This is a genomic window from Intrasporangium mesophilum (assembly GCF_054783095.1).
Genome location: NZ_BAAGRF010000009.1, coordinates 1 through 25,174 on the forward strand (window position 1 = coordinate 1; position 25,174 = coordinate 25,174).

Below are 25,174 nucleotides of genomic sequence, written 5' to 3' on the forward strand. Positions count from 1 at the left end.
TCGCGGTCGGGCTGTTCGCGGTCGGGGTGCTCGCGGTCGGGCTGTTCGCGGTCGGGCTGTTCGCGGTCGGGGTGCTCGCGGTCGGGGTGCTCGCGGTGGTCGGGGTGCCGAGCGACCGCGCGACCAGCTCGGGGCAGTGGCGCCGACGGCAGGCGTCCATGAGCGCGGCCAGGGTCTGGTCCGCCCAGGCGATGACCGGGCGGGGATCCGGGGTCGAGGCGGGTGTCCGGTGCGTCGTCAGCATGAACTCGATCGGCGCCCACAGGCGCGTCACGGTGTCGATCGTGTATGGCATCTGCCTCCTTCCCTCTGGATCCATTAGAACACATGTTCGAACAGAGTGCAACGCGGCCCGGGTGGAATTCGCCTGCAGCACAGCGCATTTAGCGTTATCCACAACCAGACGAGCCCGCAGGCGAGGGCACTATCGACGCTATGGCGACCCGACGGCATACGGGCATGGGGTGGTGTGCTGGGCCACCCCGGGAACGGTGGGCGTATGGGCGACCGGGGCCTTGATCGCGCCGCTCGGCGACTGTGCGCAGTAGGTTGCGTGAGAGGTGTTCGTACGGTCCCGGAATCGAAGGGGATGGCATGTCCGACACAGGAAAGACGATTCTGTGGATCGTCGTCGCGCTCGTGGTCGTCGCTGTGATCATCTGGCTCTTTGCCTCAGCCCGTCGGAGCAAGGAGGCAGACGCGCGACGGTTCGAGGCCTCGGAGCTGCGCGCTCACGTGCAGGAGCGTCTTCCGCAGGTGCAGAACCAAGAGGACCGTGCGTCCGTGACTGGTCGGATAGCTGCGGAAGCGAGAGCCGAGGCGGACGAGAAGGCCGCGGCCGCAAGGAATCTGGAGGAGCAGGCCGAACACCATCGCGCGGCCGCGGAGGCTGCGCGTGCCGAGCACGAGGATCTCGCCCGTCGCGCCGACCTTGTCGATCCAGACGTGCCGACGGACTCGGAGGGGTATCTCGTCGACGACCGCGGGCAGCGTTTCGCCGGGCGAGGTCCCGACCAGGCGTCCGAGGTGCCCGAGGCGCCTGATGAGCCGACCACGCGGGCCGAGCCGGCAGGCTCTGGACCCCGGTCGACGAGCCTGGGCGCGGGAGCGGGCGCAGTCGCCGCTGGTGCCTTGGGCGCAGCGTACGCGCACGACGAGGACGACGAAGAAGACCTCGCCGACGCCGAGAATCCTTTTGCCGCAAGCACACCGGCCGAGACTGAGCCGGAGCCGAAGGCCCTCGAGCCCGAAACTGAGCGGGAGCCGAAGCCCCTCGAGCCTGAGGCCGAGGCTGCGGAAAAGCCGGAGTCGACGGTCGGGCCCGAGGCAGCAGCCGAGCCCAAGCCGGAGGCCAGCGAGGACGCGTGGAGTGGTCCGACCTTCGTGCCCGAAGCCGAGGCCCACTCACCTGGGCAGGCTTCCTCGGGCGACGTCCCGGAGGGCGCCGAGCCGGACGAGAAGCCACGTGAGGCACACGAGTCAGGCGTGCCGGACGCCGCACACGAGGAGCGCGACGCAGACGAGGCGGGCGACGCAGACGAGGCGGGCGTCGCAGACGAGGCGGGCGACGCACACGAGGAGCGCGAGGCGCACGAGGCGGGCGACGCAGATGAGGCGGGCGACGCAGACGAGGGGCCGGCGGCCGAGTCCGACACGGCCTCCGACGAGCCCGCCGAGCCGAACCTGGAGGTGACCAGTCCCGCGGAGGCGGTTGCCGAGGCGGTTCCTGCCCTGCAGGACCGGGAGACGCACGTCGCGCTGGGGGGCACTCCAGGGGGCGACCCGGGCGACCACCGTGGACAGCCGTGGGCCACGACCCCGGGGGTGCCTGGCCTCGAGCAGGACACCGCCGAGCCAGAGGTGACCGAGCCGCAACCCACCGTCGACACAGGGCAGGGTGTGGAGGGCTTGGGAGACCAGGACGACGAGAACCCTCCACAACCGGACGCCGAGGAGGAGCCCGCCGAAGCGCCGGGCGGTCGCCGGATCTCCACCTTCGAGGAGGTCACCGACGGAGGCTTCGGGATCGGGTCCGCCGCTCCGCTCGCCGACGGTGCGCAGCCGCTGGGCCACGCCGTCAAGGGCACGCGTGAGGGCCGGACCTTCCTGGCGCCCGCCGACGACGGCTATGACGACGTCGAGCCGGACGTGTGGTTCTACAACGAGGAAGCAGCCCGTCGAGCCGGCTTCAACCGCGAAGGGGAGTGAACCCGCGACCTCAGCCCTCGATGCTGAGGGGGCGGGACGGCATACCCGGCCTGTCCGGCGGTGAAACGTGGGCGCGGGCACTCATGGCGCGCTCATAGACTGGCCCGCATGGTTTCACCGCTCGTCGCGCTCACGCCCAAGGTCCAGTCCGCGATCGCCGTCGCCCTCGGCGACGACTATCGCGAGGCGGACCCGGTGCTGCGGCCGTCGCAGTTCGCGGACGTGCAGGTGAACGCCGCGCTCGCGCTCGCCAAGAAGGTCGGTATGCCGCCGCGTGACCTCGCGAGCCGCATCGTCGACGCGCTCGACCTCGATGGTGTGTGCGACCACGTCGAGGTCAGCGGGCCTGGCTTCATCAACCTCACGTTCTCCGACGCCTGGCTCGCCGAGCTGCTCCACGACGTCGATGCCGACGAGCGGACCGGCGTGCCGCTGGAGCCGACCCAGAACATCCCGATCGACTACTCCGCGCCCAACGTCGCCAAGGAGATGCACGTCGGGCACCTGCGGACCACGATCGTGGGCGACTCCCTCGCCCGCACCCTCGAGCATCTCGGCCACAATGTCATCCGGCAGAACCACATCGGCGACTGGGGCACGCCCTTCGGCATGCTCATCGAGCACCTGCTGGAGGTCGGGGAGGACTCGCCCGAGGCGGAGCTGCTCGTGAGCGACCCCAATGCCTTCTACCAGGGTGCCCGGACCAAGTTCGACACCGCCGAGAAGGCCGAACCGGCAGGCAGCGCAGGCGACTTCGACAAGCGGTCGCGGGCGCGGGTCGTCAAGCTCCAGGCGGGCGACGAGCAGACCCTCGGCTACTGGCACGACCTGGTCGGCATGTCCAATATCTACTTCAACAAGGTCTACTCCACGCTCGGGGTGACCCTGACTGATGACGACCTCGCGGGCGAGTCGAGCTACAACGACGAGCTCCGGGCGATCTGCGACGAGCTCGAGGCCAAGGGCATCGCGACCATCTCGGACGGCGCGCTGTGCGTGTTCCTCGACGGATACACCGGCCGCGAGGGCAAGCCGGTGCCGCTGATCATCCGCAAGTCCGACGGCGGCTACAACTACGGCACCACCGACCTCGCCACCATCCGGTACCGCGTGGCCAAGCTCGGCGCCCACAGGGTGCTCTACGTCATCGGCGCACCACAGTCGCTGCACCTCAACATGGTGTGGGACACCGCCCGCAAGGCGGGTTGGCTGCCGGACGACGTCACTCCCGTCCATGTCCAGATCGGCAACGTGCTCGGTGAAGACCGCAAGATCCTGCGGACCCGGTCCGGGTCGTCGCTGCGGCTCATGGCCCTGCTCGACGAGGCGGTCGACAAGGCACGGACCCTCATCGACGCCAACCGGCCGGACCTCGCGGAGAGCGTGCGCGGCACGATCGCCCGGCAGGTCGGCATCGGCGCGGTGAAGTACGCGGACCTGTCCGTCGCACACGACAGCGAGTACGTCTTCGACCTGGACCGGATGGTCTCGCTGACGGGCAACACCGGCCCCTACCTGCAGTACGTCGTGGCCCGGATCCGCTCGATCTTCAGGCAGGTCGCGCTCGAGCCGTCGCTCCAGCACGCACCGGTCGTCATCGGCGAACCGCACGAGCGGGCGCTGGCGATCCAGCTGCTCGGCTTCGGCGAGGTCGTGGGCGAGGTGGGGTCGACGTACGAACCGCACCGGCTCGCGGCCTACCTGTTCGAGCTCGCCCAGGCCTTCTCAGCCTTCTACGAGAACTGCCCCGTGCTCAAGGCCGAGCGGGACGAGGTGCGAGCCTCGCGGCTCACGCTGTGCGCGCTCGTATTCCGCGTCATGACGACGGGGCTGGACCTGCTCGGTCTGGAGTCCCCCGAACAGATGTGACCCGCTCGTCGATCTGAACACGCAGATACGCCAGAGCCGGTCGCCGGCTCGGGGGCCTGGGCCGGGGCTGGGGCCGGGACCGGGGCCGGGACCGGGACGCCGACCTGACCGACGGTCCGGAAACGCCCGGTCTGATCACCCGTTGCGGGTGAGCAGAAGACCTATCCGGGAACGGCCGCCCAGAGCAGTATGAAGGCACGCTCAGCAGCAGCTCGCGCCGCAGCCTTCCCCGAAAGAGGTCTAGCCCATGTCGTTCTGGGACATCGTCTGGTTCATCTTCATCTTCTTCGCCTTCATGGCCTACCTCATGGTGCTCTTCACCATCATCACGGACCTGTTCCGTGACGACTCGGTCAGCGGATGGATGAAGGCGCTGTGGATCATCCTGCTCATCTTCTTCCCGTTCATCACGGCGCTCATCTACCTCATCGTGCGCGGCAAGGGCATGCAGAGCCGGCACATCTCCGACGCCGAGTCGATGAGGGAGAAGCAGGAGAGCTACATCCGGACGCTGGCGAACACACCGATGTCACCCGCCGACCACATCGCCCGTGCCAAGGAGCTGCTCGACAACGGCACCATCAGCCAGGAGGAGTTCGACCAGCTCAAGGCCAAGGCGCTCGCCTCCTGACGCAGGTCTCGCGATGCTCGCCTCCTGACGCCCGCACTCCTGACAGTCCACGCGCAAACACACCCGGAAGTCGTCAGCTCCGCACGGTAATAACCATCGGGAGTTGACGATTTCCGGGTGTGTTGCGCGGTCGGGGCGGTCCGGGTCAGCGGCCGTGCAGGGCTGCGAGCAGCTCGGCGTAGCGCGACGTCACGTCGGACGTGTCACCCGGCGGGACGGCATACTCCGAGTCGACCTCGAGGGCCCACGTGGGCGGCTCCGAAGCGCCGGACAGCGCCCAGGCGGCCTGGCGTGCGGCACCGATGCCGACGTACTCGGCCGGTGTGGGCACGACGACCGGCGCGCGAAACAGGCCCGGCGAGATCTCGCGAACGGCCTGGGAGGCGGCCGCGCCGCCGATGAGCAGCACCCGCTCGACGGACACGCCATTGTCACGCAGCGCGTCGACACCGGCGACGAGGTTGCAGAGCATGCCCTCGACGGCGGCCCGGGCGAGGTTCTCGGGGGTGGCGTTCGAACGGGTGAGGCCACTCAGCGTGCCGGTGGCGTCGGGCAGGTCGGGGGTGCGCTCTCCGTCGAGATACGGCAGCAGGCTCAGGCCTCCGGCGCCCGACTCGGCCGACAGGGCGAACCGGTCGAGCGTCGCCAGGTCGACGCCCAGCATCGAGGCCGCCGCCGTCAGGACGCGTGCCGCGTTGAGGGTGCACATGAGGGGCAGGTGGCGTCCGGTGGCGTCCGCGAAGCCGGCGATCGCGCCCGTCTCGTCGCGGATGGCCGAGTCGTGCGGGGTGAAGACCGTGCCGCTGGTGCCGAGCGAGACCACGACATCGCCGGGGGAGAGGGTCAGGCCCAGGGCCGCGCCCATGTTGTCGCCCGTACCGGCAGCCACGAGCATGCCGCCATCCGTGTGGCCGGCGGCCTCGGCAGGCGCGAGGACGTCGGGCACATCGACGACCCGGCCGAAGGCACGCTCCAGCAGGTCCAGCCGGTAGTCGCCCTTGGCCGCTGACCAGTAGCCGGTGCCCGAGGCGTCCCCACGGTCGGTGGTCCAGCGGTGGAAACCGTTGCCCTGCTGAAGGATTCGTCCCGTGAGCCAGTCGTGCGGCAGCACGACCCGGGCGACCTGCGCGGCATGCTCCGGCTCGTTCTCGGCGAGCCAGCGCAGTTTGGTCACGGTGAAGCTGGCGACCGGCACGAGGCCGACCGCGTCGACCCACGCGGCCACCCCACCGAGCTCGTCCGTGAGGTCCCGGGCGGCCCCGGCACTGCGCGTGTCGTTCCAGAGCAGCGCGTCGCGGACGACCCGGTCGCCCTCGTCCATGGCGACCATCCCGTGCTGCTGGCCGCCGACGGCGATGGCGGCGACCCCGTCGAGGATGCCGCCGCTGCTGGCCTGCTCGTAGGCCTCCCACCAGCGGTCCGGATGGACCTCGGTGCCGTCCGGGTGCGGCGCCCGGCCGGTGCGCACGACCGCGCCGGTCTCGGCGTCGCAGACGACGATCTTGGTCGACTGGGTCGAGCTGTCCACCCCTGCGACGAGGGTCTGTCCATCGGTGACGCGTTGCTGCGGTTGATCCATGCCGAAAGGGTCTCCCGTGCGCCCTTCTCGTGCAACTGCCCACGATCAGAGACGGCGGCGCCGAGGGGTCCGGCAACCGGGTGTGATTTGGCAGGCACTCACCCCGATAGCGGCCCCTCGTGGTCTAGGTTCATGATCCAGTGCCGCCTCCCCTCGATCGGCAAGGAGCCAAGCGTGCAGATCGGTGTCCCACGTGAGTCGCGTGCCCGTGAGACGCGGGTTGCAGCGACGCCCAAGACCGTCGCCCAGCTCGTCGGGCTCGGCTACGACGTCGTCGTCGAGACGGATGCCGGCGCGCTCGCGAGCTTCGACGACGCGGCGTATGCCGCCGCGGGGGCTCGCGTGGTCGGCGCGGACGAGGCGTGGGGCTCGCAGATCATCCACAAGGTCAACCCGCCGACCGACGACGAGATCGCCCGGCTGCGTCCGGGGACCGTGCTGGTCGCGCTCATGGCTCCGGCCCTCAGCCCGGACCTCGTCGAGAAGCTGCGCGCCGCGGGCGTGACGGGCATGGCGATGGATGCCGTGCCCCGGATCAGCCGGGCGCAGTCGCTCGACGTGCTGTCGTCGATGGCGAACATCGCCGGCTATCGGGCCGTCGTCGAGGCCGCGCACGAGTTCGGCTCCTTCTTCACCGGTCAGGTGACCGCGGCCGGCAAGGTGCCGCCGGCCACCGTGCTGGTCGCCGGAGCCGGGGTGGCAGGCCTCGCGGCGATCGGCACGGCCCGCTCGCTCGGCGCGATCGTGCGGGCGACCGACGCCCGCCCAGAGGTCGCCGAGCAGGTCGAGTCGATGGGCGCGGAGTTCCTCGCGGTCGAGATGCCCGAGGTCCAGGCGTCCTCCGACGGCTACGCCCGCGAGATGGGCGAGGACTTCAACCGACGCGCCGCCGAGCTGTATGCCGCACAGGCGCCGCAGGTGGACATCGTCGTCACCACGGCACTGATCCCGGGCCGGCCCGCTCCGCGCTTGATCACCGCCGACATGGTCGCGACGATGAAGCCCGGATCGGTGATCGTCGACATGGCTGCCTCCAACGGCGGCAACGTCGAGGGTTCGGTGGCGGACGAGCTGGTCATCACCGCCAACGGCGTGAAGATCATCGGCTACACCGACCTCGCCGCGCGTCTGCCTACTCAGGCTTCGCAGCTGTACGGCACCAACCTCGTCAACCTCATGAAGCTGCTCACGCCTGGCAAGGACGGGCAGCTCGTCCTCGACTTCGACGATGTCGTGCAGCGCAACATGACGGTCGCCCGCGACGGCGAGCTGCTGTGGCCGCCACCGGCCATCCAGGTCAGCGCTGCCCCGGTGGTCGCCGCGTCGGCTGCGGCAGTCGTGAAGGAGCCTGAGAAGCCGAAGGATCCGCGCCGGCGGTATGTCGGAATGGTGATCGCGGCGATCGTGTTCGGGGCGATCGCGGCGGTGTCGCCGCCGAGCTTCCTCGGGCACTTCACCGTGTTCGCGCTCGCGGTCGTGGTCGGCTACTACGTGATCGGGCATGTGCACCACGCGCTGCACACCCCGCTGATGTCGGTGACCAACGCGATCAGCGGCATCATCGTCGTCGGCGCGCTGATCCAGCTGGGCCAGTGGCGCTCCGGGATGTCGGCCGCGATCCTCATCCTCGCCTTCCTCGCGACCCTCATCGCGAGCATCAACATCTTCGGTGGCTTCCTCGTCACCCGCCGCATGCTCACGATGTTCCGGAAGGGCTGAGCGCACGTGACAACCGGAGTGGACCTCGCACTCATCCAGGCGGCATACATCGTCGCCGCGATTCTGTTCATCCTGTCGCTCGCCGGGCTCTCCAAGCACGAGACCGCCAAGGACGGCAACGTCCTGGGCATGGTCGGTATGGCGCTCGCGCTCGTCGCGACACTGTGGCTGGCGCTGCGCGGGTCGTCCGCGCTCAATGTCGTGCTCATCGTCGTGGCCATGGCGATCGGCGCGTCGATCGGCATCTGGCGGGCGCGCATCGTCGAGATGACAGGGATGCCCGAGCTGATCGCGATGCTGCACAGCTTCGTCGGTGCGGCGGCCGTCCTCGTCGGGTTCAACACCTTCCTCGCGTCATACACCGCCTCGAGCGCCGGGGCGGTCGCTGCGGAGACCGACGGCGTCCACCTCGTGGAGATCTTCCTCGGCGTGTTCATCGGTGCGGTGACGTTCACCGGGTCGATCGTCGCGTTCCTCAAGCTGTCGGCGCGCATCTCGTCCCGGCCTCTGATGCTGCCCGCGCGGCACTGGCTGAACCTGGCGGCGCTCGTCGTGTCGACGGGGCTGCTCGTGTGGTTCGTCGCGTCGGCGTCGATCGCGCCGCTGGCGATCATGACCGCGATCGCGCTGGCCTTCGGCTGGCACTTGGTCGCCTCGATCGGCGGCGGCGACATGCCGGTCGTGGTGTCGATGCTCAACAGCTACTCCGGATGGGCCGCGGCCGCGGCGGGCTTCATGCTCGGCAACGACCTGCTCATCGTCACCGGCGCCCTCGTCGGCTCCTCTGGTGCATACCTGTCCTACATCATGTGCAAGGCGATGAACCGCTCCTTCGTCTCGGTCATCGCCGGTGGGTTCGGCTCGGACGGCGCCGTCACCAGCGGGGACGTCGACTACGGAGACCACCGCGAGACGAACGCCGAGGAGGTCGCCGACCTGCTGACCCACGCCGGCTCGGTCGTCATCACCCCCGGATACGGCATGGCGGTCGCTCAGGCGCAGTACCCCGTCGCGGACCTCACGGCCAAGCTGCGCGAACGCGGCGTCGATGTCCGGTTCGGCATTCATCCGGTCGCGGGGCGCCTGCCCGGACACATGAACGTACTGCTCGCCGAAGCCAAGGTGCCGTACGACATCGTGCTCGAGATGGACGAGATCAACGACGACTTCCCCGAGACGGACGTCGTGCTCGTCATCGGCGCGAACGACACCGTGAACCCGTCCGCAGCCGAGGACCCGAGCTCGCCGATCGCGGGGATGCCGGTCCTTCAGGTGTGGAACGCCAAGGACGTCGTGGTCTTCAAGCGCTCGATGAACGCCGGCTATGCCGGCGTGCAGAACCCTCTCTTCTTCCGCGACAACTCCGCCATGCTCTTCGGCGACGCCAAGGAGCGCGTCGAGGACATCATCAAGGCCCTCTGACCGGCGCGCTCCCCGCTGGAAGCCCGACTCTCGGCCTCCTGAGATGTCGCTCTGGCACGCTGTGATCTTGCTCCGGATTCCGGAGCAAGATCACAGCGTGCCAGCGGACCTCCTGGCCGCCGCGGCATACGGGCCCCGAAGCCGAGTCCGCTGCTGTCACCGGTGTCGTCCAGACTCCTGCGAAAGGAGGGGGCGGTATGGACGAGGGATTCGAAGGACCCGGCTTCATCAGGAGGGTGCGTCGCCTCGCAGATCTCAGCCAGCGCGATCTGGCGACCTCACTGGGGGTCTCGCCAGCGACAGTCGGTCGTCTGGAGTCGGGCAAGGCCAAGCTCGACGCAGGGACGCTCGCGACCATCCTTGGCCTCGCTGGGCTCCGCCTTGCGGTCCTCGACGACCGCGGGCGCGAGGTGCGGCCGGTCCCGCCGGACACGCTCGTCGACAACCGTGGCCGGCGCTTCCCGAGCCATCTCGACGCCCGCCCGCCGACTGAGCACCCGCCGCTCGACCGGGGGATCGATCCGCGTAAGGGGAAGCCTCCAGCCACGGGGTGGTTCGACGGGCGCACTCAACGGGACCTCCGACGGGCCCGCAAGGGCGTGCCGGATGATCATCCGACGGTCGGCGGCGAGCGAGAGAAGCGGCGCGTGGAACGAGCCGAACGGCTCGAGCGAGCTCGACGAGCCAGCCAAGCTGCACCGTTGCCCGAGTGCGAGTGTCTCGATGAGTGCTTCGAGGCGCTCTGCCTGGCCGACTGCCCGTGTCAGTGCGAGCCGGCCAGCGGGAGCTGGATGGACCGAACAGAGTGGGCCGCCACGGAACCTGTTGGTTCAGCGGTCGCTGAGACCTCGGGAACCCCCGGGCTCAGCGGTCGCTGAGGACTTGGGGGGTGCCCTCGACGCCGGCCTCGGGCTCGCCCGTGGCCAGCTTGCTGTGGCTCTTGGAGTACCCGAAGTAGACGACGAAACCGATGACCATCCACACCACGAACCGGATCCACGTCTCGATCGACAGGTTGAGGATCAGGTAGAAGCACAACAGCGCTGACAACCACGGGATCCACGGGCTGCCCGGCACACGGAAGGACCGCTTGAGGTCGGGGCGCCGGTTGCGCAGGATCGGGATCGCGATCGACACGAGCATGAATGCCGTCAGCGTCCCGATGTTGACCATCTCCTCCAGCTTGCCGATCGGGGTCAGCGAGGCGATGAGGGCCACGAGCGTGCCGATGATGATGGTGAGCCGCAAAGGGGTGCCGGTGCGCTCGGACGTGACTCCGAGCCCGCTCGGGATGAGCCGGTCCCGGCTCATCGCGAAGGTCACCCGGGTCGCACCGATCATGAGGGTCATGACGACCGTCGTCAGGCCCGCGACGGCGCCCGCCGAGATCAGGGTCGCGTACCCCTCCTTGCCGACCGCCGAGAACGCCGACGCCAACGCGGCATCCGGGTCGATGTCCTTGTAGTTGACCATGCCGGTGATGACGAGCGAGACCGCCATGTAGAGCACGGTGCAGATCGCGAGCGAGCCGATGATGCCGATCGGCAGGTCGCGCTGCGGGTTCTTCGCCTCTTCGGCAGTCGTGGCGACGACGTCGAACCCGATGTAGGCGAAGAAGACGACGGCTGCCCCGGACATGATGCCGAGCACGCCGAACGTGACCGGCTCGATGCCGGTCAACCACTGGAACAGCGGCGTCGACAGGCCCGAGGACGCGGCGCCAGGCTGGGCCGGCGGGATGAACGGCGACCAGTTGTCGCGGTTGATGTAGGCCAGGCCCGCGAAGATCACGAACAGGACGATGAAGATCTTGATCGCGACGAGGACGAGGTTGACCCGCAGCGACTCCTTGATGCCGTAGGCGACCAGGGCGGTGAGCAGCGCGATGAGCAGGAACGCGGGCAGGTCGAAGTGCGACCCTGGTGCCACCGAGGCCGGCCAGGTGACCCCCACCTGGTCGAGGAACTTGACGAAGTAGGTCGACCATCCCTGGGCGACGACACTCGCCCCCAGCATGAGCTCGAGGAGGAGGTCCCACCCGATGATCCACGCGATGATCTCGCCGAGCGTGGCGTAGGAGAACGTGTAGGCGGAGCCGGAGATCGGCACCGTCGACGCGAACTCGGCGTAACAGAGGGCCGCCAGGCCACAGACGATGGCACCGACAACGAAGGACAGCGCGATCGACGGGCCGGCGTAGTCCTTCGCGGCTCTGCCGGTCAGCGTGAAGATGCCGGCGCCAATGATGACGCCGACACCGAAGACCGTGAGGTCCAGAGCCGTGAGTCGTCTCTTGAGATGGTGGTCGGCCTCGTGAGCCGAGGCCATCGAGGCTTCGATCGACTTGGTACGAAAGACACTCATGCGGACCTCCCGAACGTCTGCGGTCGACTGGTCCAAACCAAACTAGACCCGTCCCGCGGCGAGGGCGAGAGATGGCGGCCCCGTGGGTGAGTCGCCGGGCCGGCCTGCGGCTCAGTCGTCGCCGGGGTCCTCGCCCGGGTCGGCGACGCGGCGAGGCCGCTTCCGCTGAGCCCCGGACTGGCCGGTCTGACCGGTCTGGGGTGGCCGCGGCTGGAGGTCCTTCGCGAGTGGCTGCTGCCAGATCGGACCGGTGTCGGCGGCCCGCCGCCGGCGCCTGATGTCCTCGCTCTCGTACACCGTCTCCAGGCGGGGCGTCCGCTGGATCGGCAGGGCTCGGGAGTAGGAGTCGAGGCGGTCCTGGATCGGGTTGTGGGTGCGATGGACATCGGGGTAGCCGGGCTGGTGACCACCGGCGCTGATCGGGCTGGCCGGGGGAGTGGCTCCACCCGGGCCGCCGCCGTAGCCGCCGGGGCCGTACCCACCGGGGCTGTAGCCCCCCGACCCGCCATAACCACCGCCGGATCCGCGCCCGCTCGGTCCGGCGCTGGGCCCGCCGCCCGGTCCGCCGCCGAGCTCGTCGAACTCGTCGTCGAGGTCGTCCTCGTCAGCGGGGGGCGGCACGATGTGGAAGATCTCGGCGCAGATGGCGCGGTAGGTCTCGTCCGGCTTGGGGACCCACTTGACCTCGCGCAGCGCCTGGTCCTGGCCGGCGCTCTCGAGCACGAACTTGCCGTAGCCGAGGAACTGGCCGGGGATGGACCGCAGGTAGCTCATGTCGGTCACCTTGAGCAGCGGCATCATCGCGACCTTGTGGACGATCAGGCCGTAGCGCAGCAGCAGTCGCTTGTCAGTCGCGACGAACCAGTTGTGCTGCCAGTTGAGCAGCTCCCACATGAGCCGGGCGAGCAGGATGAAGAAGACCCACCAGAAGAGGGTCCCGACGACCTGGGACGACTTCGTCACGTTGGAGTCGATCCAGACGGCGACGAAGAAGCCGAGGATCATGGTGATGACGGGCTCGGCGAGCCGGGCCCAGTGGGCGTGCACGGCGATGACGAGCTTCTCGCCGGGCAGCAGCACGCGCGTCAGCCCGGTCGGGATGTCGCTGTTTCGTCGTGCTGCCATGGTGCCTGCCCCCGCCGGTCGTCAGCGTCGCGTCATTGGTTCAGCAAGGATCCGAAGAACGTCAGGATCGCATTGAACCCGTCGACGATGACACCCCAGATGTTCGCGACGATCTGGGCGGCCTTGTCGGGGGAGGTGAAGACGGCATAAGCGAAGAAGGCGAGCACCGCTATCCCGATGAACTTCTTGGTCTTGGGACCCATGGGGTGCGCTCCTTGGAGGGTATGGCCGGATGGCATACGTCTGAGGCCAGTGTGCCGCAAGTGACAGATGTGAAGTGGGATGGGATCCCCGCGTGTCCCGATTCGCCCGCGGGGGGCCGGGGTGACGCGACTATTGTCCATCGCGTGCCCGGACCGGTGTCGAGACCTTCTTCCTATGCGGCTGAGCTCCGGGAGGCGCTCACCCGGACCCTGCGCGGAGCCGACGAGCGGCACCTGACGCAGGCGACTGAGGCGCTGGTCGCACGGTATAGGGCGGTTGCGCCCGCTGCCACTCCAATCCTGGCGAGCGAAATCCAGGTGGCCGCCTACGCCGCATACCGTATGCCGGCAACTCACGCCGCGCTGGCACGGATCCTTCGCGACGTGGCGGGCACGGGCTTCGCGCCGCGCCGGATGCTCGACCTGGGTGGCGGGACAGGTGCTGCGGCGTGGGCGGCCGCGGCCGTGTTCGGCTCACTCGAGTCGATCGTGGTGCTCGACCAGGTGGACGAGGCGCTCGCTCTCGGCCGGCGCCTGGTGTCGGACGCACCCGCAGGCGCGCTCTCACACGCGCGGTTCGATCAGGCGGTCGCAGGACGGTGGCCGGACGTCGAGGCCGACCTCGTCACGGTCTCCTACGTCCTGAGCGAGCTCGATGACGCAGCGCAGTCGCGCCTCGTCGGGGATGCGATGGCCCGGGGCAGGGTCGTGGTCGTCGCCGAACCGGGGACTCCGGACGGCTACGCACGCATCCTGCGTGTGCGCGACGCGCTGCTTGCGGCCGGGTGGGCCCTGCTCGGTCCGTGCCCTCACGCGGCGAGCTGTCCTCTGCCACAGGGGGACTGGTGCCATTTTGCAGCGCGGGTCAACCGCTCGGCCGCGCATCGGCGGATCAAGGGTGGCGAGCTGTCGTACGAGGACGAGAAGTTCTCGTGGGTTGCCGGGGCATCGCCACAGGCGGCCCTCGCCGGGTTCGAGGCCGTGACCCGTCCCGCACGCGTGTTGCGCCACCCCATGAGGCGCAAGGGTCTCGTGGAGCTCCAGGTGTGCCGGCCGGATGGCACGGCCGGGCGCGAGGTGATCTCCAGGAAACAGGGCGACCGGTACCGAAAAGCCCGCGACACCGAATGGGGAGATGCGCTTCCGGAATGAGGTGCATATTCCGAAGTTTCTGACAAAATGGACATGAGGCGCTTGAGATAGCCGCGCGGGCTAATGTGAAGCCGTCCACCCAACACGGGGAGGTGGGCGTGGCGGTCATTTGATTCCGATCCCCTCAATCGGGAAGCAGTGCACCGGTGCAGAAGACGAGCGAACGCGGTACGGGGACGCGGGCGGCACGCCACGCTCCCAGGTTCAGGATGCCTGTCCTGGCGGACTGGATGATCGACCGAGAACGGGTGGGTCCGTTGCTCCCACTCGAGTCGGCTGTGGAGCGCGATGCAGGCTCCATCGTCGTCGTGACAGGCTCGGTCGGAGCGGGCAAGTCGACGCTGCTTGCTCGCTGGGCCCACGACGTGCTCGACCACGGCGCACTCGTCGGGTGGGTCTCACTGAGTGGTGACGACAACGACGCGCATGCCCTGTGGGACGCGCTCCTCACGGCGATCCAGCATGCCCTCAACGCCCACGACTCCGAGGCGTCCCCGATCGTCGAGGACCTCGTCGCGCCACGGCTGCCTGACAGCGGCGCGACCGGCGACCTCGTCGACCGGCTCGCACAGCTCGAGACGCCCTTGTGGATCTTCCTGGACGACGTGCACGAGGTGACCGACGCGCAGGCGCTGGGCGTGCTCGACCTGCTGCTCCAGTGGGCGCCGCCGACCCTCAACGTTGTCCTCGGGTCACGGTCCGACCCGTTCCTGCACCTGTCCCGGCTGCGGCTCGAGGGCCGCGTCCGCGATGTTCGCGACGACGAGCTGCGCCTGAGCCGCGAGGAGCTCGAGGAGATGCTGTCGGCTCAGGGCCTCGTGCTGACCGGGCCCCAGCTGAGCCGCCTTCACCACCTGACCGAAGGCTGGGCCGCGGGCGCCGGCCTCGCCGCCATCGCACTGCGGACCGGGCGGGATGTGGACGAGTTCCTTCGGTCGTTCGAGTCCGACGACGCCGCGGTGGCCGGCTACCTTGTCAACGAGCTCCTCTCGGGGCTCGACGCGGACATCCAGGAATTCATGTTCCTCACCTGCCTGCCTGATGTGCTCACGGCGGACCTCGCCACGAAGCTGTCCGGGCGCGACGACGCGGGTGAGCTGCTGCGACAGCTGGCGGGACGCAACAGCCTGGTCACCGCCCGGCACGGCGCCGACGGCTACAGCTACCGGTACCACGCACTCCTTCGCGGCTATCTGCGTGCCCGCGTCGAGGGGTCCGGTGCCAACCGGAAGGCCAAGCTGCACGTCGAGCTCGCCCAGTGGTACCTCCAGCACGACGGCCCGATGAAGGCGCTGGACCACGCTGTCGCCTCCGGCGACGCGCCCACCTGCCGGCTCGCCCTCGACCGGCTTTCGGTCGGGCTCCTGCTCAGTGGCGGCGCAGCCACGCTTCGCCGGCTGCTCGCAGCGGCGCCCTCCGAGGTCACGGACGAGACGGCATACCACTGCTTGTGGGCACTGTCGTGCCTCGAGCTGGGTGACCTCTCCGCCGCGATCTCGCTCATGGACGGCGTCGCGACCGGCAGCGAGCGCGAGGCCGAGCCGTCGCGGCTGCCTGCGGACCGGCTGCGTCGGGTCGCGCGGCTGGCGACTCGCCAGGCTGTGGCCGGAGCCGCCGAGATCGCCGCCGACACGGTGGGGTGGTTCGCCGCGTTCACGACGGCAGCTGCCGACGGCGACACGAAGGCTCTGCCTGCGTGGGTGGCGGAGCACGGATTCCATTCTGCGCCAACGGAAGAGATGGCCGACATCGTCGCGCTGGTCGCGGCGTGGACGGGCCCGGCCCACGTGCCCGGAGCGGTGCTCGACGAGGTCGGGCTGCTCGAGCTCGCCCACGTCGGCAAGCTGCTCCTCGCGATCGGCCAGTACGACGCGGGGGAGGCCGCGCTGCGCGAGGCGATGCGCACCGCCAGCCGCCTCGGTTACACGTACACCGAGACGACGTGCCTCTCCCAGCTCGCGGGCGCCGCCGGCGCGCGCGGGGACCTGGCCGAGATGCGCAAGTGGGCCGAGGTGGCTCTCGAGGCGGCCACGACGTATGGCTGGCTGTCACTGCCGAGCCTGCTGCCCGCGCTCATCCTGGCGTCCGCCTCGGCGCTGGAGGGACTGGACTACCGGCGGTCCCGGTGGCTCTGCGACGCTGCCGCCGCGATCATCGCGGGGCCGGACCGGCACGCCGGCCTGGGGCTCGACCGCCGGCCGGTCGACGTGAGCGAGGACCTCCGTCGCAGTGTCCGGGCGATCTCGGCGTACCTCGACTTCGCGGAGCTGCGCGACGACCCGGCGGCGCGACGGAGGCTGCTGCAGGATCGGGTCGAGGCCATCGACGAGCTCTCCGGCTGGGGGTTCAACCCGGTCCTGGTCGGCTCGGAGCTGACCGAGCACCACCGGATGGCCGTGGCCACCGGGCAGATCGACATCGCCCAGCGCGCCATCGACATCGGCGCCCAGATCCCCGATCTCGACGGTGACGTCGCCGTCCTGCGCGCCCAGCACCTGACGCGGCTCGGCCATGACGCCGAGGCCCGGGGGCTGCTCGTGCCGGTCCTGCGCGGGACCACCGAGCCGCTGCTCGTCACGAGCCTGCTCACTGCGTGGCTGCTGGAGTCCGCCCTCGCTGCGCGCAACGGACAGCAGACCGTCTCACACGATGCCCTGCTGTCCGCGCTGGAGATCGCCGGTCCCCGCCGTGCGGTCCGCCGCATGCTGCAGGTCGCGCCGGAGAACGTCGAGAGCCTCAACAACGGGCGGGGCAGGTTCGGCCGATATGAGGCGTTCGTCGATGAGGTCCTGACCCATGTCGAGGTCCCGGCGGCCCCCGGCGCGGCCGAGGGAGACCATGCCCGGGCCGACGGATCGGTGCCGCTGCTCACCCCGCGCGAGCTGTCCCTGCTCTGGGACCTCCCGTCGCTGATGACCGTGGCCGAGATCGCCGAGGCGCGCGCTGTCAGCCCCAACACGGTCAAGACCCAGCTGCGCTCGCTGTTCCACAAGATGGGCGTCGCATCCCGTCGTGACGCCGTCTCGGCGGGCCGGCGCTACGGCTTCCTCTGACCCTTCCGGGCTGCTCGTCGGTGCATCCTCCGAGCGCTGCATTTTCGGGAGCAGTTACACCTTCCAAGGGTGAAGCGACGCGCCCCGCGGCGCTGCACGATGGCTACCAATGAGCGGTCCCTCGTCGCGGTCGACCGCGACGAGAGCGCCCCCGGGAAACAAGAGGAGCTACTCACGTGCGTTACGAGTTCATCCTCGCCGAACGACTGACCGATGCCATGCGAGACGCCTTCCCCGAGCTGGAGGAGTCCACGGTCACCGACACCAAGGGGACCGTCCTCTACGGCAGTGTCCTCGACGGACCCCACCTGCACGGACTGCTGCAGCGCTTCCAGACCCTGGGCCTCACCCTGGAAGAGCTGCGCCGACTACCCGACTGACCCGGCCCCCGGGGCAGGAGTGTGCCCACACGACGGTGGCTGGCGACATACGGGGGCGGGCGGCATACGGCTGCGTATGCCGACTGGCCCGGTGCGCCCGGGGGCCCCAGCGCGGCGGCCGGTTGAGTCACCCGGATCGGGTGAGGGGGGTCAGACCACGCCGTAGAGGCGGTCGCCCGCGTCGCCAAGACCCGGGACGATGTAGCCCTTCTCGTTGAGCCTCTCGTCGATGGTCCCGAGGACGACCTTGACAGGGATGTCGGTGTCCGCGAGCGACTCCTGGAGGTGTGCGATGCCCTCTGGCGCCGCCAACAGGCAGACCGCGGTGATGTCGTCGGCGCCGCGGTCGACGAGGTACCTGATCGCGTCGGACATCGAGCCGCCGGTCGCCAGCATCGGGTCGAGGACGAACACCTGCCGACCGGTGAGGTCGTCGGGGAGACGGTTGGCGTAGGTGAGCGCCTCGAGCGTCTCCTCGTTGCGCTGCATGCCGAGGAACCCGACCTCGGCGCTGGGCAGGAGGCGCACCATCCCCTCGAGCATCCCGAGGCCGGCGCGCAGGATCGGCACGACGAGGGGCTTCGGGTTGGACAGCTTGATGCCGGTCGTCGGTGCCACCGGGGTCTCGATCTCGAACGGCTCGACCCGGACGTCGCGCGTCGCCTCGTAGGCCAGCAGGGTCATCAGCTCCTCCGCCAGCCGGCGGAAGGTCGGGCTGTCCGTCCTCTTGTCGCGCAGATAGGTCAGCTTGTGGGCGATGAGCGGGTGGTCTGCGACGTGGACGTCCATGGGTGGAAACTTAGCGCGTGGCCAAGCAATCCGAGACCCCCTCAGCCCCAGCGTCCGCGGCCGTCGCGGCGCCGACTGCGGAGACGTATGCCGCCTGGGTCGGCGAGTCGCTCGCGCTCGCCGCCGCAGCGGTCGGCTCCGAGGACGTGCCCGTCGGCGCGCTCGTCGTGTCCGGCGACGGCGAGGTGCTCGGCCGTGGCCGCAACGTGCGCGAGGAGCTCGGCGACCCCACCGGTCACGCCGAGATCGTCGCGCTGCGCCAGGCCGCCTCGGCTGCGGGCACGTGGCGACTCGACGGGTGCACTCTCGTCGTGTCGCTCGAACCGTGTGTCATGTGCGCCGGCGCAGCCATGGCGGCCCGCCTCGAACGGCTCGTCTTCGGCGCCTGGGACCCCAAGGCCGGAGCGTGCGGATCCGTGTGGGACCTGACCCGCGACCCCCTCGCGACTCACAATGTCGACGTCGTCGGAGGAGTGCGCGCCGAGGAGTCGGCGGCCCTGCTGGTCGATTTCTTCGAGGGACGCCGGCTCGGGTAAGGTCTCCTCTCGGTGGCGTGTCCGAGCGGCCTAAGGAGCACGCCTCGAAAGCGTGTGTGGGGGTAACTCCACCGTGGGTTCAAATCCCACCGCCACCGCCAAATGACTGAGGCGCCCCCGAGCTTGCGAGTGGGGCGCTTCTGTCATTTCTGGCGGGTGATGTTGCGCGGGATTTGGGAGGAGGCCGGAGCGAAGCGGAGGCCGACGGCGTCCCACCGCCACCACCGCTGACCTGCGGAAACGCCGGGGGAAAGACCTCGAACGAGGCCATGCGCCTGCTCAAACGCAGGCTGCCCGACATCGCGTTCCGCACGATGCTCGCCAACACGGTGCAGGCCTGAGCCAAGGTCAGGAGAGGTGGGCAGCGACCGCCGCGAGTGCGCGGTCCCGTTCCGCATTCGTCCATGGCCGCTGTCCGTCCAGGACGACCCAGTCGACACGCTCCGGGGTCAAGAACGCGACGGCAGCCGCCACACCCGACGGGGCAGACTCCGACGGCACGAACCCGACGACCGCCGGCACCCCGTGAACGCGCTGGACCGTGCCTCCCGCGCAGTGCTCGAAGGCCGCCTGCGCGAACTGCCCCATCCGCTTGGGGTCGTGCGCAGGCAGCTCGATCTCGGCGTAGGTCAGGACCCGCGAGGCGGAGTCCGGACGGGCTGGGTCACTCTCCTCGGTGACGATCTTGACGTGGCGTACCCGCTGGGCTCCCGAGACAATCAGCAGGTCTCCCCAGCCCGTGTGGGCCCACGGACCGCGTAGGCCACAATCGAGGTCCTCGAACGCCGGAGACCTCCCGGCGCACCGGCCATCGCCCGCATCCCGGCCGGGAACGAGCTCCTCGTTGATGTCGATGGTGCGCGTGACACCCCGCTCCAACAGGTCCTTCACCGGCATGTCGGCTCCCGCGCCCGTACCGAGGTCTCGAGCCTGGACGCACTCGACCGCTTCCGGAATCACGGTCATCGACGGGCCCACCGAGCTTTGGGTGGGGTCGGACGGTTGTGGGATCGAGGTGCCCGCGGTGCACCCAACGAGCGCAAGGAGTGGAGCAACAACCAGCGCAGCCAGGGGGAGCGCCCCCAGCCGGCGTCGGCCCCGTTGACCCCCCTCGTCCATGATTCGCATTATGCCAAGCACGGTTACGGTTGGCGCTCGTTGAGTGCCGGCGAGATCGGTAGGCCCGGCATCGGTCCCATCGACCAGGTGTTGCGGCTCATGAGGTTGATGACATGGTCCTGAGTTGAGGCCGGGCAGGTCCTCGGCGGCAGGATGAGTAGCGCTAACCAACGGCCCGCAACCAGCTCACACTGAGCCGGTCACGTCATACCGTCTAGGCCGGCCCATCAGCGAGGAGCGGCCAGAAGCGCGGTATAGAGCTCAGGTACTGGGACCGGATGGGTTCGCGTTCGTATCAGAAGGCGCGTAGTGAGGCGGGCCACCGAGCTGGCGACCCACGGTCGAACCGTTCTGTTTGACAGGCGCGGGACGACCAACAACTGCGCCGGGTCTTTCAAGCACACCCTTCCGCGGTCGACGGTTGGAATGCATTTTCGGCGCAAGATGTAGGCCTGCTGCTGCGGCGGAAGGGCGCCCGATGTCCTGGTTCCATCGCACTACTCGTTGGCCAATAGGGGGGCGTTTACCTGATTACGCCCACCTGCTCCAGCAGTCGATGTGGTTACAACACCATCACCAGCCGACGGGTTACGTGGTGCCCCTCATGAGCGACCTAGAATTTGTCAAATGTGGTCGCGCACAGTATGCGAGGTTCGCAGGCGCTATGGCGTCGCTCGCACTGACGCCAGCGCTACGACAGCGGATGGTCGACACGCTGCAGGTCAGCTAGTTCGAGAAGCCGGCGGAGCCACGCGTGACCTGGGTCCTTGTCAGTGCGTGACGTCCAGATCACGATCTCCGTGCTGGGCTGCAGGCGGGGGATGGGCGGCTCAAGCAGGCCTATGCCGGCCGCCTCGCCGATGTGTAGCGCCAGCCGCTCGTGCACAGGCGTGATTGGGCGAGTTCCTTTGAGAGGGAACGAAGCCAGGCCGAACCCGGCGATGATGTCGGTGTGGCGGGGTACGCCGAGGAAGTCGAGCAGCGCCCGGGTTCCGGGCGCGGACGTGCCCGACCCGCAGTGCGCAGTAGGCGTGCTGGACCTGGCGGCGGGCGGCCGCGGCGGTACCGATGTTGTGGCCGCGGCGAACCTCTCGCCCAGTTCGCCGACCTCGGTGTGCGGGCCGACCCGCTGGACGGATTCGACCGCGGCCCAGCGGACCAGCCGGAAGCTCTGCTTGGTGATCGGGCCGCGATGGACGTGGGCGTCGGACTCGTGGTGCGCTTCGGGCTCAAGCGGGCCCACGAGTCCAGGTGCGGAGCGGCGGCAAACTGGTGCACGTCGCCCGCTACCCGGTCGACCTGCGCTCCGTCGCGCACGGCACAGGCACCTTCACCCGCAGTTTTGTCCCGTATGACTACATACCTCCGGCCTTGGCCTGGGAGGTCACGATCTGGGCTGGGTCACGGGTCTGGACTTGCATCGCGTGGTCGGCCAGCGTTACGCGATCGTTACTGGATGCACCGAAATCCACACCATCGGCCCGTTGCGCTTCGAGGCTCTCGGCATAATGTTTTTCAGCACAACGTAATGCGTGATCGTCCTCACACGACGGCCACCCACTGGGAAGGGACGACCGATGAGTACTGGCATGAAGCGGCGGGTGCTGCCGGTAGCGGCTGCAGCCGCCTTGGTGCTCGGGAGTGCTGCCTGCGGCAGCGACTCGGGCGGAGGTGGGTCCGCCGGGGGCACGGCCTCCGGAGGTTCGGCGGCCAAGACGGTCGGCGTGATCCTGCCGGACGCAACAACCTCGCCACGCTGGGAAGCCAACGACCGGCCCAGTCTTGAGAAGGCGTTCACGGCAGCGGGTCTCAAGTCCGACATCCAGAACGCCGGTGGTGACAAGTCGAAGTTCGGCACGATCTGCGACGCCATGATCAACGAAGGCGTCTCGGTGCTGATGATTGTTAACCTCGACTCCGAGTCCGGCGGCGCCTGCCTGAAGAAGGCCGCCTCGGCCGGTATTCCGAGCATCGACTACGACCGGCTCACGCTCGGCGGCGGCGCGTCGTACTACGTGTCGTTCGACAACGTGAAGGTCGGCGCGCTGATGGGCACCGGTCTCCAACAGTGCCTCGGTGACAAGGCCCAGGGCGCGGGCGTCGTGTACATCAACGGCGACCCGACTGACAACAACGCTGCACTGTTCAAGCAGGGCTACGACACTCAGCTGAAGCAGGACGGCAAGGTCAAGATCCTGTCCTCGGACGTGTCCGGCTTCTGGGACGCCACCAAGGCAGGAAAGGCCTTCGACGGTCTGTACACCCAGTTCGGCAACAAGATCCAGGGTGTCATCTCGGCCAATGACACAATGGCCGGCGGCATTGTCGCCAGCCTCAAGCGCAACGGCCTCGCCGGCAAGGTGCCGGTCACCGGACAGGACGCCAGCGTCGAGGGTTTGCAGCGTATTCTCGCCGGCACCCAGTGCATGACGGTCTACAAGAACACCAACCTCGAGGCCGACGCGGCGTCGAAGCTGGCGATCGCACTGGCCACTGGCAACAAGGCCGCGGCGGATGCACTGGCGACGTCGACGGTCAAGGACACCGTAACGGGCAAGGATGTCCCGTCGGCCCTTGCCACGCCAGAGGCGATCTACCAGGACACCGTCAAGAAGGTTGTCTCCGACGGCTTCCAGAAGGCCTCGGACATCTGCACGAGTGAGTTTGCGGCCGCCTGCACCAAGTACGGCGTTTCCTGACAGACGCGAGAGGGCCGGCTCGTGCCGTGGGGCCGGCCCTCGAGCATCTGCCGCACGCTTTTACGCGCCATACCGCGCGGGCCAGACATCCGGGGGTATGTTCGGGCTGCTAGCAGACCCGCTTGGCCAGACAACCCCGGCTCAACGTGGAGGCCTCGATGACGACGATCACAGCAGCGGAGTCCGTCCCGGTGGCGGACCCCACAGCGCCCCTGCTCTCACTTCGCGCGGTCAACAAGAGTTTCGGCGCGGTGGATGTGTTGCGTGGCGTCGATATCGACGTCCGCCCAGGGCGGGTCACCGCATTGGTCGGTGACAACGGGGCCGGCAAGAGCACCCTGATCAAGGGCATCGCCGGCATCCACACCTTCGACGCCGGCGAGTACACCTTCGAGGGCAAGCCCGTCACGGTGCACAGCCCGAAGGACAGCAACGCCCTCGGCATCGAGGTCGTCTACCAGGACCTCGCGCTGTGCGACAACCTGGACGTGGTGCAGAACATGTACCTCGGCCGCGAGCTGAAGAAGAGCGGCCTGTTGGACGAGGACACGATGGAGGCCAGGGCCAAGGAGACGCTCTCCGGCCTGTCTGTGCGCACCCTGAAGTCGGTGCGCACCCTCGTGGCCAGCCTCTCCGGTGGCCAGCGCCAGACGGTCGCGATCGCCCGCGCCGTCCTGTGGAACTCGCGGATCGTGATCCTGGACGAGCCGACCGCGGCGCTCGGTGTGGCCCAGACCGAGCAGGTCCTCCTGTTGGTTCGGCGGCTCGCCGACCGCGGGCTGGGCGTGGTGCTCATCAGCCACAACCTGACCGACGTGTTCCAGGTCGCGGATGACATCGCGGTGCTCTACCTGGGTCAGATGGTCGCTCAAGTAGAGGCCAAGACTGTAACCAACAGCCAGGTGGTCGAACTGATCACGGCCGGGCGTTCCGGCGACCTAGGGCTGAAGCATCCAATGGCGGACGTGATCGAGGAAGGCGTGAGCGAGACGGGGGACGTGTCGGCATGAGCACCGTCACCGAGCCCCAGTCGGCAGAATCGCAGTCCGGCTTCGCCAGCACCGCCGGGCCTGAGACGATCGGCGAGGCGGCCCGCGCCTACATACAGAAGGTGCGCGGTGGCGATGTCGGCGCGCTGCCCGCCGTCGCGGGCCTGATCGTGCTGATCCTTGTCTTCACGGCGCTGCGCCCATCGACCTTTCCGACCGCGTTCAACGTCGCCAACCTGATCAACCAGAGCGCCGCGGTGATCGTCATCGCCATGGGCCTGGTCTTCGTGCTGCTGCTCGGCGAGATCGACCTGTCGGCCGGTTATGCGGCCGGGACGTCGGCGGCCGTCATGGGCATATTCATGACCAATCACGGCTGGCCCTGGCCGTTGGCCCTCGCCGCGTGCCTGCTGACCGGTGTCGTCATCGGCAGCTGCATCGGCCTGCTCGTGGCATACCTGGGCATTCCGTCGTTCGTGGTCACGCTCGCCGCGTTCCTTGGGCTCCAGGGCCTGCTGCTCGTGCTGATCGGCGAGGGCGGCACGATCCCGTTCCGCGACGACACGATCCTCGCGATCATGAACAGTAACCTCCCCATCTGGCTGGGTTGGACCTTGTACGTCGTCGGGATGATCGTCTATGCAGGGTTGACCTACCGGCGGTCGGTCGCCCGCCGCCGGGCCGGGCTCACCGGTGACGCCCTCTCGGTCTGGGCCTTCAAGATCGGGGCGCTGGCCTTCCTTCTCGGCCTCGCGACCTGGTACCTGAGCAGGGAGCGCAGCAAGAACATCATCGTGACCTCACTCAAGGGCGTTCCGATCGTGGTGGTCGTCCTGCTCGCGCTGCTGATCATCACGAGCGTCGCGCTGGGACGCCTGTCGTGGGGCCGGCACGTGTACGCCGTCGGCGGTAACACCGAGGCGGCCCGGCGGGCCGGCATCGGTGTCCAGACGGTGAAGCTGTCCTGCTTCGTCATCTGTTCGACACTGGCGGCCGTCGCCGGCGTGCTCCTGGCCAGCCGGGACAACTCGGTGTCGCCGACGACGGGTGGCTCCTCGACCCTGCTGTACGCCGTTGGCGCGGCCGTTATCGGTGGCTGCAGCCTGTTCGGGGGCAAGGGCAAACCGGTCAACGCGATCATCGGTGGCCTAGTGGTCGCCGTCATCGACAACGGCATGTCGCTGCTCAACCAGCCCTCGGGCCGGGTTTTCATGGTGACCGGACTGGTCCTGCTCGTCGCGGCCAGCGTGGACGCCCTGAGTCGTCGTCGGGCCGCGGCGAGCGGCCGAGCTTAGGGGCTACTGGGGCCGAGGAGGGCCCAGTCGGGGGAGCTGTCG

At 68.9% G+C, this 25,174-nt stretch carries 21 protein-coding genes and 1 tRNA gene; 14 read left to right on the forward strand and 8 right to left on the reverse strand.

The genetic code is table 11. The annotated features are described in order from the left end of the window. On the reverse strand, positions 1 to 295 hold a 295-nt coding region (locus ACYVLP_RS07485), incomplete at its 3' end, for a hypothetical protein (protein WP_460626716.1). A 299-nt stretch (positions 296 to 594) separates the two neighbouring features. On the opposite strand from ACYVLP_RS07485, the gene ACYVLP_RS07490 reads away from it, so the two are divergent. The 3 genes from ACYVLP_RS07490 to ACYVLP_RS07500 all read left to right on the forward strand — a co-directional run bounded on the left by ACYVLP_RS07490 (position 595) and on the right by ACYVLP_RS07500 (position 4,708). After that, the gene (locus tag ACYVLP_RS07490; RefSeq protein ID WP_460626717.1) at positions 595 to 2,208 is read left to right on the forward strand and encodes a sunset domain-containing protein; all 1,614 of its coding nucleotides are present in this window, start codon (positions 595 to 597) and stop codon (positions 2,206 to 2,208) included. Positions 2,209 to 2,316: 108 nt separating this feature from the next. Continuing rightward, positions 2,317 to 4,077, forward strand: coding sequence for an arginine--tRNA ligase (gene argS / locus ACYVLP_RS07495; RefSeq protein ID WP_460626718.1), 1,761 nt, complete (start codon positions 2,317 to 2,319; stop codon positions 4,075 to 4,077). Between the two features lie 247 nt (positions 4,078 to 4,324). Beyond that, complete coding sequence (locus ACYVLP_RS07500; RefSeq protein ID WP_460626719.1) at positions 4,325 to 4,708, forward strand: SHOCT domain-containing protein; 384 nt, start codon at positions 4,325 to 4,327, stop codon at positions 4,706 to 4,708. A 145-nt stretch (positions 4,709 to 4,853) separates the two neighbouring features. Here ACYVLP_RS07500 and xylB read toward each other — a convergent pair whose 3' ends face one another. Continuing rightward, positions 4,854 to 6,287, reverse strand: a complete 1,434-nt coding sequence (gene xylB, locus ACYVLP_RS07505; RefSeq protein ID WP_460626720.1) for a xylulokinase — start codon at positions 6,285 to 6,287, stop codon at positions 4,854 to 4,856. 174 nt (positions 6,288 to 6,461) lie between these two features. Between xylB and ACYVLP_RS07510 the strand changes: the two genes are divergently transcribed. The 3 genes from ACYVLP_RS07510 to ACYVLP_RS07520 all read left to right on the forward strand — a co-directional run bounded on the left by ACYVLP_RS07510 (position 6,462) and on the right by ACYVLP_RS07520 (position 10,306). After that, positions 6,462 to 8,006 (forward strand): Re/Si-specific NAD(P)(+) transhydrogenase subunit alpha, encoded by a 1,545-nt coding sequence (locus ACYVLP_RS07510; protein WP_460626721.1) that lies wholly within the window; start codon positions 6,462 to 6,464, stop codon positions 8,004 to 8,006. A gap of 18 nt (positions 8,007 to 8,024) precedes the next feature. Next, positions 8,025 to 9,428, forward strand: a complete 1,404-nt coding sequence (pntB, locus tag ACYVLP_RS07515) for a Re/Si-specific NAD(P)(+) transhydrogenase subunit beta (RefSeq protein ID WP_460627066.1) — start codon at positions 8,025 to 8,027, stop codon at positions 9,426 to 9,428. Between the two features lie 197 nt (positions 9,429 to 9,625). Next, on the forward strand, positions 9,626 to 10,306 hold the full coding sequence (locus ACYVLP_RS07520) for a helix-turn-helix domain-containing protein (RefSeq protein WP_460626722.1): 681 nt from the start codon (positions 9,626 to 9,628) through the stop codon (positions 10,304 to 10,306). Here the strand turns inward: ACYVLP_RS07520 and ACYVLP_RS07525 are convergent. The 3 genes from ACYVLP_RS07525 to ACYVLP_RS07535 form a co-directional block, all read right to left on the reverse strand. Beyond that, positions 10,293 to 11,792 carry an amino acid permease gene (locus ACYVLP_RS07525; RefSeq protein ID WP_460626723.1) on the reverse strand — a complete coding sequence of 500 codons (1,500 nt, stop codon included), beginning with the start codon at positions 11,790 to 11,792 and terminating at the stop codon, positions 10,293 to 10,295. The genes ACYVLP_RS07520 and ACYVLP_RS07525 overlap by 14 nt on opposite strands. A 111-nt stretch (positions 11,793 to 11,903) precedes the next feature. Next, on the reverse strand, positions 11,904 to 12,917 hold the full coding sequence (locus tag ACYVLP_RS07530) for a PH domain-containing protein (protein ID WP_460626724.1): 1,014 nt from the start codon (positions 12,915 to 12,917) through the stop codon (positions 11,904 to 11,906). A gap of 32 nt (positions 12,918 to 12,949) precedes the next feature. After that, complete coding sequence (locus tag ACYVLP_RS07535) at positions 12,950 to 13,120, reverse strand: hypothetical protein (RefSeq protein WP_460626725.1); 171 nt, start codon at positions 13,118 to 13,120, stop codon at positions 12,950 to 12,952. Positions 13,121 to 13,438: 318 nt separating this feature from the next. Here ACYVLP_RS07535 and ACYVLP_RS07540 point away from each other — a divergent pair, with 318 nt between their 5' ends. From ACYVLP_RS07540 to ACYVLP_RS07550, 3 genes are all read left to right on the forward strand, one after another. After that, the gene (locus ACYVLP_RS07540; RefSeq protein ID WP_460626726.1) at positions 13,439 to 14,272 is read left to right on the forward strand and encodes a small ribosomal subunit Rsm22 family protein; all 834 of its coding nucleotides are present in this window, start codon (positions 13,439 to 13,441) and stop codon (positions 14,270 to 14,272) included. A 209-nt stretch (positions 14,273 to 14,481) separates the two neighbouring features. Beyond that, complete coding sequence (locus tag ACYVLP_RS07545; protein WP_460626727.1) at positions 14,482 to 17,325, forward strand: helix-turn-helix transcriptional regulator; 2,844 nt, start codon at positions 14,482 to 14,484, stop codon at positions 17,323 to 17,325. 176 nt (positions 17,326 to 17,501) lie between these two features. Further along, entirely contained in the window at positions 17,502 to 17,705 is a 204-nt protein-coding gene (locus ACYVLP_RS07550) for a hypothetical protein (protein ID WP_452269811.1), read from the forward strand. A gap of 150 nt (positions 17,706 to 17,855) precedes the next feature. Here the strand turns inward: ACYVLP_RS07550 and upp are convergent, their stop codons facing one another. Then, the gene (gene upp, locus ACYVLP_RS07555; RefSeq protein ID WP_460626728.1) at positions 17,856 to 18,494 is read right to left on the reverse strand and encodes a uracil phosphoribosyltransferase; all 639 of its coding nucleotides are present in this window, start codon (positions 18,492 to 18,494) and stop codon (positions 17,856 to 17,858) included. A gap of 17 nt (positions 18,495 to 18,511) precedes the next feature. Here upp and ACYVLP_RS07560 point away from each other — a divergent pair, with 17 nt between their 5' ends. Both ACYVLP_RS07560 and ACYVLP_RS07565 read left to right on the forward strand, forming a co-directional pair. After that, positions 18,512 to 19,030 (forward strand): nucleoside deaminase, encoded by a 519-nt coding sequence (locus tag ACYVLP_RS07560; protein WP_460626729.1) that lies wholly within the window; start codon positions 18,512 to 18,514, stop codon positions 19,028 to 19,030. 11 nt (positions 19,031 to 19,041) lie between these two features. Further along, positions 19,042 to 19,131 (forward strand) — tRNA-Ser (locus ACYVLP_RS07565). Positions 19,132 to 19,378: 247 nt separating this feature from the next. Here ACYVLP_RS07565 and ACYVLP_RS07570 read toward each other — a convergent pair. After that, positions 19,379 to 19,996 (reverse strand): hypothetical protein, encoded by a 618-nt coding sequence (locus ACYVLP_RS07570; RefSeq protein ID WP_460626730.1) that lies wholly within the window; start codon positions 19,994 to 19,996, stop codon positions 19,379 to 19,381. 844 nt (positions 19,997 to 20,840) lie between these two features. Further along, positions 20,841 to 21,392 carry a type 2 periplasmic-binding domain-containing protein gene (locus tag ACYVLP_RS07575; RefSeq protein WP_460626731.1) on the reverse strand — a complete coding sequence of 184 codons (552 nt, stop codon included), beginning with the start codon at positions 21,390 to 21,392 and terminating at the stop codon, positions 20,841 to 20,843. Positions 21,393 to 21,738: 346 nt separating this feature from the next. Here ACYVLP_RS07575 and ACYVLP_RS07580 point away from each other — a divergent pair, with 346 nt between their 5' ends. The 3 genes from ACYVLP_RS07580 to ACYVLP_RS07590 all read left to right on the forward strand — a co-directional run bounded on the left by ACYVLP_RS07580 (position 21,739) and on the right by ACYVLP_RS07590 (position 25,132). Then, positions 21,739 to 22,848 (forward strand): sugar ABC transporter substrate-binding protein, encoded by a 1,110-nt coding sequence (locus ACYVLP_RS07580; protein WP_460626732.1) that lies wholly within the window; start codon positions 21,739 to 21,741, stop codon positions 22,846 to 22,848. A gap of 158 nt (positions 22,849 to 23,006) precedes the next feature. Then, positions 23,007 to 23,858 (forward strand): ATP-binding cassette domain-containing protein, encoded by an 852-nt coding sequence (locus ACYVLP_RS07585; RefSeq protein ID WP_460626733.1) that lies wholly within the window; start codon positions 23,007 to 23,009, stop codon positions 23,856 to 23,858. Further along, positions 23,855 to 25,132: a sugar ABC transporter permease gene (locus ACYVLP_RS07590; protein WP_460626734.1), complete on the forward strand. Its 1,278-nt coding sequence runs from the start codon at positions 23,855 to 23,857 to the stop codon at positions 25,130 to 25,132. Before ACYVLP_RS07585 ends, ACYVLP_RS07590 begins: the two co-directional genes overlap by 4 nt. Positions 25,133 to 25,174 lie beyond the last annotated feature (42 nt).